The sequence below is a fragment of the Methanotorris igneus Kol 5 genome (assembly GCF_000214415.1).
Taxonomy (GTDB): domain Archaea; phylum AGJL01; class Methanococci; order Methanococcales; family Methanococcaceae; genus Methanotorris; species Methanotorris igneus.
Genome location: NC_015562.1, coordinates 400,493 through 414,533 on the forward strand (window position 1 = coordinate 400,493; position 14,041 = coordinate 414,533).

Below are 14,041 nucleotides of genomic sequence, written 5' to 3' on the forward strand. Positions count from 1 at the left end.
AATTAATATTATAAAAATTGGAGGGATACCAATGGTAACTTTTGACAAAGAAAAAATGTTAAATCCTTCGATTATTGGAGGTATTGTTAATGGTGTTTTAGGAACATTTTGTTGCTTGGGCTATATTGTCGGGGGAGCAGTTGCATCTCATCTTTACGTAAATGCTGGAGGTAGTTTAGATTATGAGAATTGTGGTCTTGTTGGAGCAGTTAGTGGAGTTATAGGGGGAGTTATTGCGGCAATATTAAATTTCATTATAGCGACATCATTTATGTCAATGTTTGGAGGAGTTAAAGCATTTGTAATGACAGGTTCTTTGGCTATAGGGTTGATTAGTGGGGCAATATTTGGGGCAATTCTTGGAGCAGTTGGTGGAATTCTGTATGTTGTTATAAAAAATAGGTAGGGCAATTATATGTTGAAGAAATTCTATGCCACAATATTGATTTCTTTTATAATTTTTTATGCTGGAATTTTTTTAGCACCTTATACTGCATATTTAGGGGAGGGTTCGGAAGTTTTCAGATGGGTTTCATTTTTTATATATACAATTTATTCAACGATATGTCATCAACTTCCACAAAGGAGTTATTTCATCTTTGGACATAAGATGGCTGTTTGTGCAAGGTGCTTTGGTATTTATACGGGAGTTTTGATTGGGATGTTAATTTATCCTTTTATAAAAAGGTTGGAAGATTTTAAGACACCATCAAAATGGTATTTAATAATCGCATTAACTCCAATGGCGATTGATGGAACTACTCAACTCATCGGATTAAGGGAAAGTTTTAATGAATTGAGGTTTATAACTGGCTTTATTGCAGGCTTTGTTGGGGTTTTTTATATCCTTCCAGTATTCTTAAAAATATTATCAAAATCTTGAAAAAATTAGGGGGAAATTTTTTATGGGAATGGGCGGGATTTTTGTTTTATCAATTTTATCAATCTTGATTTTGGGAATAATATTTATAGCATTAATCATAGCAGGAATCTTTTTGTACTTCGGATGCAAATTGGCAAATATAGAAGATGTGTCTTTGGGAAAAGCCATTGTAGCTGTTGTTGGTGGAGGAATTTTGTCTTTTATAGTATCTTCCATATTCTCAGCAGTTCCAGTAATTGGTGGAATTTTAAGTTTTGTATTTGGAATATTGTCTTATGTTTGGGTGATAAAGGTAATTTTCAATACAAACTGGTCTAAAGCATTTTTGGCATGGCTGATGGCAATCGTTGTGGAAGTGGTTGTAATGTTTATCATTGCATTTATCATAGCATTCATATTTGGTGTTGGAATACTGTCTTTGATGCATTTATGATTTAAAAAATTTTTATTTTTGGGATATTATGCATTACGATAATAAAATTGTTGAAAGGGGAAGGGAATACTACAAAAATGGGCTCGTTAAGTTCTGCGTGAAATTTGAGGATTTTCTTTATGGAGAGGTCGTTGGTGGAGATGTTTATGATGTTAAAGTTGATTTGAGCAACTATTTTGGATCCTGCTCATGTCCATACAAATACAACTGTAAACATGCCTATGCTTTAATTGAGGCATATAAAAACAACAACTACATTGATGGAAATGAATTATTTAACTCTCTCAGCAAAAAACCAAAAGAAGAAATTTTGGAAATTTTAAAGAGCATAATTTTAAAACATAATCTTTGGGATGATTTAATTGGAAAGGAAGATAACTTAGTGGAAAAAGGCAAGGCAATCTTAAAACTTATTCCTGTTGAAAGAAAAAATATTTATACATTCAAATCTTTTTTAAGAAACCAATTTATTAAAAATGCACGTGATGACGAGCTGTTGGAGATGTTAGAGGAGATTGCAAATTTTGATTATTTTGATTATGAAGATAGGGATGTTGTTGAAATTATAGAATCTATTGTTGTGGAAATATTCGAGAGAGGAAACAAAAAAACAATAAAAAAGGCCTTAGAACTTTCAAATAAATATAAGTATGCACTATGGATTATTAGAGAGTATTTTTATGATTATTGCATAGAGGCAGGCCTAGTAGATGATTTCGCAGAAAAGTATTAAAACCTGTATGAGGATATAATGTTGTTTGGTCATCTTTTCTATTTGAATTTTAACGAACATTAAGCCAATAAATTTTTTTGCAAAACCTACACATAAAGTTTAAAATATAGTTGACTGTATAAATCTCAATATTGTTATAATTTTATTTAAAATCTATTTAAAATCTATGTGAACAAACTGAGATAAATTTTTGTAGAGTTTTTGCTCAAACTCAATAATATATCGTATACTCCATTATAACTTCATTAAGCCAGTTTTCTATAGTTGTTTGCCAATTTTCTTGTACGGATTTAGATACAACCAAATTTTTAAAAGGATGATAAATCAATTGTAAAATTCCAAATAAAGGTTAATTATCCCTTATATAATTTAATGAAGTTTTTATTCATCTGTAAGGCAAACAACTATAATTATCTTTTTGCGCAATTTTTATAATGCTAATTTTTAATTTAAAAATTTAGATCAAAAATTTATAATCACGGGGATAATCATGATAGAGAAATGTAGAATCTGTAACGGAACTGGAAAAAAAATTGTAAGATACAAGCCATGTCCTGTGTGCGAAGGAACTGGGTATGTTGAGGAGTTTAATCCAAAAGCGCACTTAAAAAATGTATCAAAAAGGGCAAAGTATGATTTAGAATTGGCAGAAGTTCCATGTGAGGAATGTAATGGAACAGGTAAAGTTCCAGTTTATGATGTCTGTGATTTTTGTGGAGGTAGTGGAAAGATAGTAAAATGTGATAAATGTGGAAGGGTTATTGGAAAGTATCCTCAAGATAAAGACAAAACACTATGTGCTAAATGTCAGCAAGAAGAGGAAGAGAGAAGAAAGAACTTAAGGAATGTTTATGAGGTTGATGAACTTTGCACATTTAGTGACATAGAAACTGGAAAGTTCTACAAGGGTATAGTAACAAGAATTGAAAGGTATGGAGTATTTATTTCATTAAATGAACAAACAAGGGGTCTTTTAAGACCAAGAGAGATGGTCGGTAAGAGATTGGAGGACTTTAACATAGGGGATGAAGTAATTGTCCAAGTAACAGATGTTAGGCCAGAGAAGAGGGAAATTGACTTTAGATATATACCAATAACCAACTACAATATAGTTAAATTAGAAAAAGAAGTTCCATTATCACCAATTAAAAACATAACAAGCAAGATCATAGAAATGAAAGATGAAGTTGTCCATATACAGGGAGAAGTTATTCAAATTGTCCAAACTCCCGGCCCTACAGTATTTACAGTAACAGATGGAACTGATGTTGCATGGGTTGCGGCAATAGAGATTGCTGGTTTAAGGGCACACCCTGAGGTCAAAGTTGGGGATGTAATTGATGTTATTGGTAGGGTATCGATAAGAGAAGGAAAACTCCAAATTGAAAGGATTAGATTGAGGAAATTAGAGGAAGATGAGGCAAGAGAAGTTAAAGAAAAGATTGAAGCAGAAATAGAGAGAAAATCAGAACCTGCAAGGGATATAGAATTCTTAGTAAAAAGTGAGGTCTTAGAAAAATTAAGACCAAGAATGGCAGATGTTGCAAAAAGAATAAGAAGGGCTATTTTGGATGGAAGACCAATTATAATAAGACACCATGCTGATACAGATGGTTATTGTGGAGGATTGGCATTAGAGAGGGCAATACTCCCAATAATACAGGAGTTTGCAATAGATGAAGATGCTCAGTGGCACTTCTTCAAAAGAAGACCATCAAAGGCACCATTTTATGAATTAGAGGACGTTACTAAGGATTTAGTATTCTCTATTGAAGATCACTTGAAATTTGGGCAGAAGTTGCCATTGATTATATTAGTTGATAATGGAAGTACTGATGAGGACATCCCAGCAATCTCTAAGGCAAAGGCCTATGGTATTGAGGTTATAGTTATAGACCACCACTTCCCAGGGGAAGTTGTTGATGGAAAAGTTGAGGTTGATGAATTCGTTGATGCCCATGTTAATCCTTACTTAGTTGGTGGAGACAGCAACCTAACAGCAGGGGTCTTATCAACCGAGATAGCAAGGATGATAAACCCAAACGTCTCAGAGAGCATTAAGCATCTTCCAGGAATTGCAGTTGTTGGAGATCATGCGAAAGGAGAAGAGGCAGAACAGTATGTAAAAATTGCACTTGAAAGGTTAAATGAACTCAGTAAAAAATATGGTAGAGGAAACACCTACGACAGAGAATACTTAGAAAAGATATCTTTGTGTATGGACTTTGAGGCATTCTACTTAAGATTCATGGATGGAAAGGGTATTGTGGATGATATATTAGGGGTTAATAATGAGGAATTTGCAAGGCATGAAAGGTTAATAGAAATATTATACGAGCAAGCAATGAAGATGGTTGATAGGCAGATGAGAGCAGTCCTCCCATCAATAAAAACAATGGAACTCGAAAATGGAATTGTATTGAATCTCTTAGATGTGGAGAAACATGCTCACAAATTTACATTCCCTGCCCCAGGAAAAACATGTGGGTTTGCTCATGACCACATGGTTCAGAAGTTTGGGGAAGATAGACCAATAATAACCCTCGCCTATGGACCTGATTTTGGGGTTGTGAGGGCTACAGATGCTGTCCATGAGAGGTATGACTTTAACTTGAACTTAATTGTTGAGCAACTTATGGAAGAAATTCCTGAGGCATCGTTGGATGGCGGAGGGCATGAATGTGCTGGAAGTTTGAAATTTGTTGAAGGATTAAGAGATAGAGTATTAAATAGATTCATAGAAATTATAAAATCTATGAAACCAAAACAACAATAACTTCTGCTATTCTCAAAAATTTATCTGTGGTATCCCGAAATTATTTCGCATCAGTAGGTAATAAAAAGAGGAATGTTAATAATAAGAATAATATGAAGGGGGCAAAACTTAACGATAAAAAGATTAGGAAAATCATTAGATGGAAAGAAAAGGGCTTTGAAACCAGCCGTATAGCTAAGAAAGTTGGAGTAACTCCCCGCAGAGTTCAGCAAATATGGAAAGAATATAAAGAGACCGGAGAAATTCCAAAGATAAAACGTAGGGGTAGAAAGCCAAAGAAAATATCGAAGGAAGAAATTGATTTAGTTCTTAAAGCAGTTGAGGAGTATAAAGGAACCAGTGCAGTGCATTTAGAGAAATACATAGAGAGTAAGCACAATATACATATTCCACACAATCGTATATATACTATATCGTATATATACTATACTGAAGGAATTCGGCCTCACCCACAAGAGAAAGAAGAAAAGAAAGAAAAAGCCAAAGCGATTCAGCGCTTCAAAACCTAACGAAATGTGGCAGATGGATTTTAAAATCGTAAATGTGGATGGAGTTAGATATAATCTCCTGTTAATAATTGATGATCACAGTAGATTCATCCTACACGCTGGAATTTACGAAGAATCTACAACCGACGTTGTTATCTCGGCTTTAGAAGAATGCTTTGAAAAGCATGGAACGCCGAAAAAGATATTAACTGACAATGGAACCCAATTCGTCCCTGCAAGGGGTGGAATCTCGAGATTTCAGAAGTTCCTAATGGAAAGGGAAATTTTGCATATAAAAACCTCAATCAGACACCCTCAAACGATAGGAAAAGTTGAAAGAATAAATAGGGAAGTTGAATATCGACTGGACAAGTTCAACAACCTGAAAGAATTCGTTGAATGGCACAACCAAATAAAACCACACCGCTCATTAAGTTTTAAAACCCCATACGAAGTATACTTCGAAAATACCAAATGTAATAAAGAGGTGATAACATGAACATGAACAACGAAATAATTTCAGGATACAACAATGAACGAGTATTGCCTGTTTGGATAAAAATTATACGGCAAAACTTTGTTTTGCCATAAAGTTTTCTAAAAGTTTCGTTTAGAGCCTACAAGGATGTATAAACCCTCCTTTTATCATTAAATCAGCAAGAGTTATTGCCACCATAGATTCCGCTACTGGAATAACTCTTGGAACTATTATTGGGTCATGCCTACCCTCAATTGCTATATCTACATTTTCAAGGGTTCTTAAATCAATTGTGTGTTGCTTTTTTGATATTGAAGGTGTTGGCTTTATGGCAATTCTAATAACAATTGGAGTCCCACAACTTATTCCTCCTAAAATCCCACCGCAGTTGTTGGTTTTTAATCTTATGTTTTTCTCATCATCAAAATAAATTTCATCATTCATTTCACTTCCAAACATCTCCGCACTCTCAAACCCTCTCCCAATTTCAACACCTTTAACTGCATTTATACTCATTAAGGATTTCGCCAACTCTCCATCCAATTTATTAAATATTGGGTTTCCCACACCTATAGGCACATTTAATGCAACTATCTCAACGACTCCCCCAACACTCTCCTGATTTTCTATTGCATTTAAAACATACTCTTCCATTTCCTTCTCATTTGATGATGGGCATCTTAACGGATTGCTTTCAATTCTTTCAATAAGATTTTTTAGGGAATCTTCATCCATATTGTTAAAGAGTTCTTCATTTTTATAATAGCTGAAATCTCCTTCAATCTTACCAATCTTTATTGCATATCCAATAATCTTAATGTTGTGAGTATAGTCCAAAAGTTTCTTTGCTATTGCTCCACCAATGACATTTCCTATGGTTGTTCTTCCACTGCTTCTCCCCCCTCCTCTATAATCTACATGCCTATATTTTAAATGGTATGTTAAATCTGCATGTCCTGGTCTTGGGGTGTCTTTTATTTTGCTGTAATCTTTAGGTCTCTGATTTTTATTATAAACTAATGCCAATATTGGAGCTCCAGTGGTTTTACCTTCAAAAATCCCAGAGAGTATCTCAACTTTATCTTCCTCTTTTCTTGGTGTTGAGAATAAACTATAACCTGGCCTTCTCCTGTTCAGTTCTTTTTGAATATCCTCTTCAGATAATGGCAAATTTGCTGGACATCCATCAACAACAGCTCCGACGGCTTTTCCGTGACTTTCTCCCCACGTAGTTACCCTAAACATGTCTCCAATGGTATTCATAACATCACCAAATGCATTAATCCTTAATTTTAGAGTATTTTTACAGTTGTTTGCGTTAGGTATTGGATATGACTATAATGAATTTTAAAATGTTATAAAGCGTTATTTAAATTTAAGAATTATTACTTAATTTTTTGGAATTTTAAATATATAAATAAATTCCAAAAATTCCACAAACAACTATTGCCTCCCAATAATATTTTTGGTTGTGTATTTATTTAACTATTAATTTAAATTAATCAATATACAATACCAAAATAAAAAAGAAAAAAATAGATAATGTAAGATGATATTAACCAGTTTATTCGACCAACAATCTTGCTTTTTCTGGTGTGTATCTCCAATCCATTGGCAATACTCCTTTTCTCTTGTAGTATTTAACCAATCTTCTGATTTTTGATTCAATTAATTGTAATCCTCTCTTTGAGTGTAAATCTTTTGGGTGCTGTTCTAAGTGGTTTCTTAAGTTGACTGCTCTTCTCATTAAGTTAAGTAAATCTTCTGGAACTTCTGGATATACACCATGTTCTTTCATTATTTGTGAGATTTTCTTTCCAGTAATTAATTTTACGTCAGGTATTCCGTAGGTATCTCTCAATATCATTCCAATCATTGCTGATTGGTATCCTTCTTTTGCTAATTTAACTACTAACTCCTCAACTTCCTCTGGTTTCAAAGTGACCCATTCAGGAACTTCTTTCCTTAAAGGCCTCTTTGAACCGGAGGAACCTCTTCTATCTGAGTGAAGTCTTGCCATATTTTCACCTCAATTTTTTTCCGACGGTTCCCAGCCCAAAGGGCCTGTTGGGTAAGAATTACTAAGATGATTTAAAATTATTATATTAATTTTTGATTAATATAATATATAACAAAAATAATAACATTCTTACCCAACAGTTTTATTGGCTTATTGTGATTGAGACGATTTCATATATATAACTTGCGGTACTTTTTATAGTCGTTTGCAGAATTCACGTTATTTATAGTCTCGGACATTAATAAGTGGAAAAAATACTTCATGGAAAATTACTGTGGTTTATATTTATTCAAAATTAAATTTTGTTGAGGTAAATAAACTTTTAGAAAACTTTATGGCAAAACAAAGTTTTGCCGTATAATTAACTACAACAAAAATTTTTAAAAGGGCAATAAATCAGGCGTAAAATTTTAAATAAAGCATTATTTATATGCTTAATTTCATTAAGATTGTAGTTATTTAATATTAAGACTATCAATTCCATTTTAAAAATTCAACGTTAAAAGGGATATGGTACTATTTTTTCTCGTTTGGATATATTATTCCTTTTTCAGTTATAATAGCTGTTATCAACTCAGGTGGAGTGCAATCAAATGCATAGTTATAAACACCAACTCCTTCTGGGATAATCCTAACTCCATCAATATATGCTACTTCTTTTTCTCCCCTCTCCTCAACAATAACATCTTCAACTTTGCTTTCAAAATCAAACGTTGAATATGGTGCTGCGACATAGAATGGGATGTTGTGGTATTTGGCGAGGATTGCAAGTGAGTATGTCCCTATCTTGTTGAATACATGATAATCACTCAAAATCCTATCTGCCCCAACAATAATTTTATCAATCATCCCCTTACTCATTAAGTAGCCAGCCATGTTGTCAGGAATTACCTTTACTGGAATGCCCTCATAACTTAACTCAAATGCTGTGAGTTTAGCCCCCTGCAATCTTGGTCTTGTTTCATCTGCTATAACTTGAATTTTTTTGTTGTTGTAATGTGCAAATCTTATAACACTCAAGGCAGTCCCATAGGCGGAACATGCTAAAGCCCCCGCATTGCAGTGGGTTAAAATTGTATCCCCATCTTCAATAAGTTTCTCCCCAATTTCCCCAATTTTTCTGCAAGTTTCTATATCCTCTTCATGTATCTTTTTTGCTTCTTCAAGGATTGATCTCCCCTTATCATAAGCATCCATAACCCTATTCAATGCCCAAAATAAGTTTACAGCAGTAGGTCTTGTGTTTTTTAATGTGTTATATGCCTTCTCAATATCCTCCCCATGAATTTCAGCAAGAGCCATCCCGTAGGCAGCAGAGATACCTATCGCTGGAGCTCCTCTAACGACCATATCCTTTATCGCAAATGCAACATCCTCATAAGTTTTGCAGGTAAAGTATTCTAATTTATGTGGGAGTTTTCTCTGGTCAATTAAGATTAATTCCTTTTTGTCATCATCCCAAATTATGGGCCTTAAATCCTTCCCTCTCATTTTTTTCACCATTTTAAACTATTTTCTTGATAATTCTTCAACTTTCTCTTTTATATTTCCACTTTCCATTATTGATGAGCCAATTAAAGCACAGTTAGTATATTTTAGAACATACATTAAATCGTCTCTTGTATAAATCCCACTTTCACTTATTTTTATCTTTTTATTTGGTATTAATGGAGCTAATTTTTCCGTGGTTTTTAAATCAATATTGAGTGTTTTTAAATCCCTATTATTTATGCCAATAATCTTTGCATTACTGTCTAATGCAATATCAATTTCTTCCTCGCTATGTGTTTCAACTAAACACTCCAAATCATTCTCATGAGCATAATCCAAGAACTCTCCAATATCTTCCCCTAAAACAGAAACCATCAACAACACTATATTTGCTCCAATGGTTTTTGCTATGTCGATCTGATAAAAATCAACAACAAAATCCTTGAAGAGTATTGGAACTTTAAATTTCCTTGCTATAATCAAATTTCTATAACTTCCATTAAAATATTTTGGCTCAGTTAGGATGGAAATTCCACAACATCCGCCCTCAACCATATCTCTTGCTATATTTTCAATATCTTCCTCTTTAATTCTTCTGATATTTCCTTTTGATGGTGATGATGGTTTAATTTCTGTAATTATTGGATTTCTTGTTTCTTTCGCTTTTTTTATACTTTTTGATAGTTTTAATTTGCTATGTTTTTCAATATACTCATCAAGTTCACGATCTTTGATAAAATTTTCCAATTCTCTCAATATATTCCTTCCTCTTTCTAATTCTATTCTTTTCCTTGTATCCTTTACAATTTTATCTAAAACATTCATGAAACTACCTCCAATAAACTTGTAGTCGATGGTTGAAAACTTAATTAAAATTATAAGGAAAATATTTCATTTGAAAATAAATGTAAATTATTTTATTTAAATACAATAATCTTCGAATACATAACAAACAACAAATTTTTATATATGATGTATAGATTATTTAAATGCTGGGCATAATATAATAATTAATAAAATTTAAGCAAAAAATAAAATTTAAGTTGTGCATAGAGGTGAGAAATATGGATAACAACAAAATAACTGTTAGTGTAATTAAGGCAGATGTCGGTGGTTTATGTGGACACACATTAGCACCAGAGGATTTATTAGAAGCTTGTGAAGGTGTGTTAGAGGAGGCAGTTGATGAATTAATAATTGACTATTATGTCACAAGATGTGGGGATGACGTAGATTTAATTATGACACACAAAATGGGAGTAGATAACGAAAAAATACACAAATTAGCATGGAACGCATTTGAAGAAGCAACTAAGATTGCAAAAGAACTTAAATTGTATGGGGCAGGACAAGATTTACTTGCAGAATGTTTCTCTGGAAATGTTAGAGGATTGGGTCCAGGATGTGCAGAAATGGAGTTCGTTGAGAGACCAAGCGAACCAATAGTCGTATTCTGCTGTGACAAAACAGACCCAGCGGCATTTAACTTGCCATTATACAAGATATTTGCTGACCCATTTAACACAGCAGGTTTAGTATTTGACCCATCAATGACAAGTGGATTTGCATTTGAAGTTCACGACGTAATAGGCAGCAAAAAAGTTATTTTAAACACCCCAGAAGAGACATACTCATTATTAGCATTGATTGGGGATGTTGAAAGATATGCAATTAAGAGAGTTTATAGAAGAAGAGATAATGAAATTGCAGCAGTTGTCAGTACTGAGAAATTAAACTACATTGCAGGGGAGTATGTTGGTAAAGACGACCCAGTTGCAGTTGTAAGGGCACAAAGTGGATTCCCAGCAGTTGGGGAAATATTAGAGCCATTTGCTAACCCACACTTTGTTGCAGGATGGATGAGAGGTAGCCACTGGGGTCCATTAATGCCTGTTGGTGAGGAAGACGCAACACCTTCAAGATTTGATGGGCCTGCAAGAATTATGGCGTTAGGATTCCAATTGGCAGATGGTATGTTAATAGGGCCAAACGACTTGTTTGCAGATAAGGGCTTCGATAAAGCAAGAGAAAAAGCTTTAGAAATGGCAGACATTATAAGAAGAATGGGGCCATTCCAACCACACAGATTACCATCAGGAATGATGGAATATACAACAGTCCCAAAGGTCTTAGAAAAATTAAAAGATAGATTTGAGCCACTTGATGATGAGCCTAAAAAATTAGAAAAATGTAGGGATAGAGGAGATGTAGAATAACTTTCCTTCTTATTTTTCTAATTTATCTATCGGAAGTTATAACTATTTCAATTTGGGGTTCGTATTATAGCCAGTGACAAAACTTTATTGAATAAGTAATTTTAATACCTTTTGTCACCATGCCAGGTTTTTTACTGCTTTTCATATCTATTTTTTAGTTCATTATATTTAAGTTTTTCAATTATTTCCACCCTCCATAACATTAATATAAACCAAAAGAGGTATTTGATTAGGAGCATTAAAGATCAATTTGGTGAAAGAATGTATAACGTGAAGGATATAAATTTGGCTCCAGAAGGGGAGAAAAAAATTGAATGGGCAAAACAACACATGCCTGTTTTAGGATTAATTAGAAAAGAATTTAAAAAAGAAAAACCATTTAAAGGGATAACTATTGGAATGGCTCTGCATTTGGAAGCAAAAACTGCTGTTTTAGCGGAAACATTAATGGAAGGCGGAGCAAAGATTGCCATTACAGGATGCAACCCATTATCAACTCAAGATGATGTCGCTGCTGCATGTGCTAAGAAGGGAATGCATGTTTATGCATGGAGAGGGGAAACAACAGAGGAGTATTATGAAAATTTGAATAAAGTTCTTGACCATAATCCAGATATCATTATAGATGATGGATGTGATTTGATATTCTTATTGCACACACAAAGAACTGAACTCTTAGATAACATAATGGGTGGTTGTGAAGAAACAACAACAGGAATTATAAGACTTAAAGCAATGGAGAGAGAGGGGGCTTTAAAATTTCCAGTAATGGACGTTAATGATGCATATACAAAGTATCTATTTGATAACAGATATGGGACTGGGCAGAGTGCAATTGATGGAATCATTAGAACAACAAACTTACTAATTGCAGGGAAGACAGTTGTTGTTGCTGGTTATGGGTGGTGTGGAAAAGGAGTGGCAATGAGAGCAAAAGGAATGGGAGCAAATGTTGTAGTTACTGAAGTAAACCCAATTAGGGCATTAGAAGCAAAGATGGATGGATTTAGAGTTATGAAGATGGAAGATGCTGCTAAAATAGGAGATATATTCATAACAACAACTGGATGTAAGGATGTTATTAGAAAGGAGCACATGTTGCTTATGAAGGATGGAGCAATATTGTGCAATGCAGGACACTTCGATAATGAAATAAATAAGAGGGATTTGAGAGAATTGGCTACTTCAGTTAGAGTTGTTAGGAATAACATTGAAGAATATAAATTAGGAGACAAAAAACTCTACCTACTTGGAGAAGGAAGATTGGTTAATTTGGCATGTGCTGATGGACATCCTTGTGAAGTTATGGATATGAGTTTTGCAAATCAGGCGTTGGGGGCTAAGTATATATTGGAGAACCATGATAAATTAGAAAATAAGGTCTATCGCATCCCATACGAGCAAGATTTAAGAATAGCATCATTAAAATTAAAATCCATGGGTGTAGAAATAGATGAATTAACAGAAGAGCAGAAAAAATACTTAGAAGATTGGAGAGAAGGAACGTAAAAATGCAAACTCTTTTTTCTATTTTAATACTTTTTTTCCATATTTTAAAATTTATGTGAATCAATAATCTATTTTATAATATTTTATTGTGTATTGTATCTATTTCAGGGTGGTGATTATGGAATTTGTAATCCACGCGAAGGGCCATGAAAACGTAAGGGCTTTGCATAAAACAACATTGGAAATAACAAAAGAAACTTATTTAACTCCAAGGGGGGATTGTATTATTGGGGTTTCAGCGGACAAATCCATGCAAGATTTTCCAGAGGAATTTAAAGAAAAAATAAGGAAGAGTAAAAGGATTATCGTTGAAATTGAGGTTGAAGGCATTAAAGATGTTGTTATTGGGAGGGGGGACGAGAGATTAATCCTAAGCCATCCAACTGATATTGTTATTAGGAAGAGTGATTTTATCTGCCCACGAACTTTGATGATTAAAGCAAATAAGGGAGCAAAAGATATTAATAGGGAGATAGTAGAGAAATTAAAAAATGGGGCAAATTTAACTTTTAGAATAATTGTTGAGTAGTTTGTTATAGTCATTCTACAATTAGATGGCAGTTAACATAACTCTATGTTTAAATTAGAGTTTTTGTTAAATTTACTTAAAATTTAAAATTTGATATTGTGATTAGTGCTGTAATTCGTAGAACGACTATAAATACAAAAAATGTAAATCTTGAGCTTTACTCCAAATTTAAAACTGTTATTATAAAAGCGAGTATAGATTTGATTTTTAAAATTTTGTGAATATTACAAGATGGGGTCTGTCCAATATGGGTATTGGTGAGTAAATACCCATATTGGACTTGGGCGTCATCAGCCACACAAGAGTGTCTCTGCCCCTGTCGTGGACATAAAAACCTAACGGTTTTTAAGTTCTCGTCGCTTCGCTCCGAGATGACCCCAAGCTCCACCCATCTACGTTTTTATCTTTATAAAGTCCTATATAAATATATCGAAAACTCATAAACACACATATCCTCACAAATACTCACAAAAAACTAAACAGTT

13 protein-coding genes and 1 pseudogene are annotated in these 14,041 nt (G+C 33.6%); 9 read left to right on the forward strand and 5 right to left on the reverse strand.

Going from position 1 to position 14,041, the window contains the following annotated elements; genetic code table 11:
* The first annotated feature begins 31 nt into the window (after positions 1-31).
* The 6 genes and pseudogenes from METIG_RS01890 to METIG_RS09790 all read left to right on the forward strand — a co-directional run bounded on the left by METIG_RS01890 (position 32) and on the right by METIG_RS09790 (position 5,812).
* Positions 32-406 (forward strand): hypothetical protein, encoded by a 375-nt coding sequence (locus METIG_RS01890; protein ID WP_013798550.1) that lies wholly within the window; start codon positions 32-34, stop codon positions 404-406.
* A gap of 9 nt (positions 407-415) precedes the next feature.
* The gene (locus METIG_RS01895) at positions 416-883 is read left to right on the forward strand and encodes a DUF2085 domain-containing protein (RefSeq protein WP_013798551.1); all 468 of its coding nucleotides are present in this window, start codon (positions 416-418) and stop codon (positions 881-883) included.
* A gap of 28 nt (positions 884-911) precedes the next feature.
* Positions 912-1,316, forward strand: coding sequence for a hypothetical protein (locus METIG_RS01900; RefSeq protein ID WP_157209531.1), 405 nt, complete (start codon positions 912-914; stop codon positions 1,314-1,316).
* Between the two features lie 28 nt (positions 1,317-1,344).
* Positions 1,345-2,049, forward strand: coding sequence for an SWIM zinc finger family protein (locus METIG_RS01905; protein WP_013798553.1), 705 nt, complete (start codon positions 1,345-1,347; stop codon positions 2,047-2,049).
* A 490-nt stretch (positions 2,050-2,539) separates the two neighbouring features.
* Positions 2,540-4,825: a DHH family phosphoesterase gene (locus METIG_RS01910; RefSeq protein ID WP_013798554.1), complete on the forward strand. Its 2,286-nt coding sequence runs from the start codon at positions 2,540-2,542 to the stop codon at positions 4,823-4,825.
* A 92-nt stretch (positions 4,826-4,917) separates the two neighbouring features.
* A pseudogene (locus METIG_RS09790) lies at positions 4,918-5,812 on the forward strand (DDE-type integrase/transposase/recombinase).
* A 111-nt stretch (positions 5,813-5,923) separates the two neighbouring features.
* On the opposite strand, the gene aroC reads toward METIG_RS09790, so the two are convergent.
* The 4 genes from aroC to METIG_RS01935 all read right to left on the reverse strand — a co-directional run bounded on the left by aroC (position 5,924) and on the right by METIG_RS01935 (position 10,127).
* Positions 5,924-7,054 (reverse strand): chorismate synthase, encoded by a 1,131-nt coding sequence (aroC, locus tag METIG_RS01920; RefSeq protein ID WP_013798556.1) that lies wholly within the window; start codon positions 7,052-7,054, stop codon positions 5,924-5,926.
* Between the two features lie 301 nt (positions 7,055-7,355).
* Positions 7,356-7,811 carry a 30S ribosomal protein S15 gene (locus METIG_RS01925; RefSeq protein ID WP_013798557.1) on the reverse strand — a complete coding sequence of 152 codons (456 nt, stop codon included), beginning with the start codon at positions 7,809-7,811 and terminating at the stop codon, positions 7,356-7,358.
* 516 nt (positions 7,812-8,327) lie between these two features.
* The gene (gene mtnA, locus METIG_RS01930; protein ID WP_157209532.1) at positions 8,328-9,302 is read right to left on the reverse strand and encodes an S-methyl-5-thioribose-1-phosphate isomerase; all 975 of its coding nucleotides are present in this window, start codon (positions 9,300-9,302) and stop codon (positions 8,328-8,330) included.
* An 18-nt stretch (positions 9,303-9,320) separates the two neighbouring features.
* Positions 9,321-10,127, reverse strand: a complete 807-nt coding sequence (locus METIG_RS01935; protein WP_013798559.1) for an indole-3-glycerol phosphate synthase TrpC — start codon at positions 10,125-10,127, stop codon at positions 9,321-9,323.
* A 239-nt stretch (positions 10,128-10,366) separates the two neighbouring features.
* On the opposite strand from METIG_RS01935, the gene fbp reads away from it, so the two are divergent.
* The 3 genes from fbp (at position 10,367) to METIG_RS01950 (ending at position 13,556) form a co-directional block, all read left to right on the forward strand.
* The gene (gene fbp, locus METIG_RS01940) at positions 10,367-11,518 is read left to right on the forward strand and encodes a fructose-1,6-bisphosphate aldolase/phosphatase (RefSeq protein ID WP_013798560.1); all 1,152 of its coding nucleotides are present in this window, start codon (positions 10,367-10,369) and stop codon (positions 11,516-11,518) included.
* 261 nt (positions 11,519-11,779) lie between these two features.
* On the forward strand, positions 11,780-13,027 hold the full coding sequence (gene ahcY, locus METIG_RS01945) for an adenosylhomocysteinase (protein ID WP_048055489.1): 1,248 nt from the start codon (positions 11,780-11,782) through the stop codon (positions 13,025-13,027).
* Between the two features lie 118 nt (positions 13,028-13,145).
* Complete coding sequence (locus tag METIG_RS01950; protein WP_013798562.1) at positions 13,146-13,556, forward strand: DUF371 domain-containing protein; 411 nt, start codon at positions 13,146-13,148, stop codon at positions 13,554-13,556.
* Between the two features lie 157 nt (positions 13,557-13,713).
* On the opposite strand, the gene METIG_RS09200 is transcribed toward METIG_RS01950, so the two are convergent.
* The gene (locus METIG_RS09200) at positions 13,714-13,944 is read right to left on the reverse strand and encodes a hypothetical protein (RefSeq protein ID WP_245527621.1); all 231 of its coding nucleotides are present in this window, start codon (positions 13,942-13,944) and stop codon (positions 13,714-13,716) included.
* Positions 13,945-14,041 lie beyond the last annotated feature (97 nt).

Excerpts from the sequence above, each read along its gene's own strand:
- ahcY (WP_048055489.1), top strand. The coding sequence starts at position 11,780 with ATGTATAACGTGAAGGATATAAATTTGGCTCCAGAAGGGGAGAAAAAA.
- fbp (WP_013798560.1), top strand. The coding sequence starts at position 10,367 with ATGGATAACAACAAAATAACTGTTAGTGTAATTAAGGCAGATGTCGGT.
- METIG_RS01890 (WP_013798550.1), top strand. The coding sequence starts at position 32 with ATGGTAACTTTTGACAAAGAAAAAATGTTAAATCCTTCGATTATTGGA.
- mtnA (WP_157209532.1), bottom strand. The coding sequence starts at position 9,302 with ATGAGAGGGAAGGATTTAAGGCCCATAATTTGGGATGATGACAAAAAG.
- aroC (WP_013798556.1), bottom strand. The coding sequence starts at position 7,054 with ATGAATACCATTGGAGACATGTTTAGGGTAACTACGTGGGGAGAAAGT.
- METIG_RS01905 (WP_013798553.1), top strand. The coding sequence starts at position 1,345 with ATGCATTACGATAATAAAATTGTTGAAAGGGGAAGGGAATACTACAAA.
- METIG_RS01935 (WP_013798559.1), bottom strand. The coding sequence starts at position 10,127 with ATGAATGTTTTAGATAAAATTGTAAAGGATACAAGGAAAAGAATAGAA.
- METIG_RS01895 (WP_013798551.1), top strand. The coding sequence starts at position 416 with ATGTTGAAGAAATTCTATGCCACAATATTGATTTCTTTTATAATTTTT.
- METIG_RS01950 (WP_013798562.1), top strand. The coding sequence starts at position 13,146 with ATGGAATTTGTAATCCACGCGAAGGGCCATGAAAACGTAAGGGCTTTG.
- METIG_RS01910 (WP_013798554.1), top strand. The coding sequence starts at position 2,540 with ATGATAGAGAAATGTAGAATCTGTAACGGAACTGGAAAAAAAATTGTA.
- METIG_RS01900 (WP_157209531.1), top strand. The coding sequence starts at position 912 with ATGGGCGGGATTTTTGTTTTATCAATTTTATCAATCTTGATTTTGGGA.
- METIG_RS01925 (WP_013798557.1), bottom strand. The coding sequence starts at position 7,811 with ATGGCAAGACTTCACTCAGATAGAAGAGGTTCCTCCGGTTCAAAGAGG.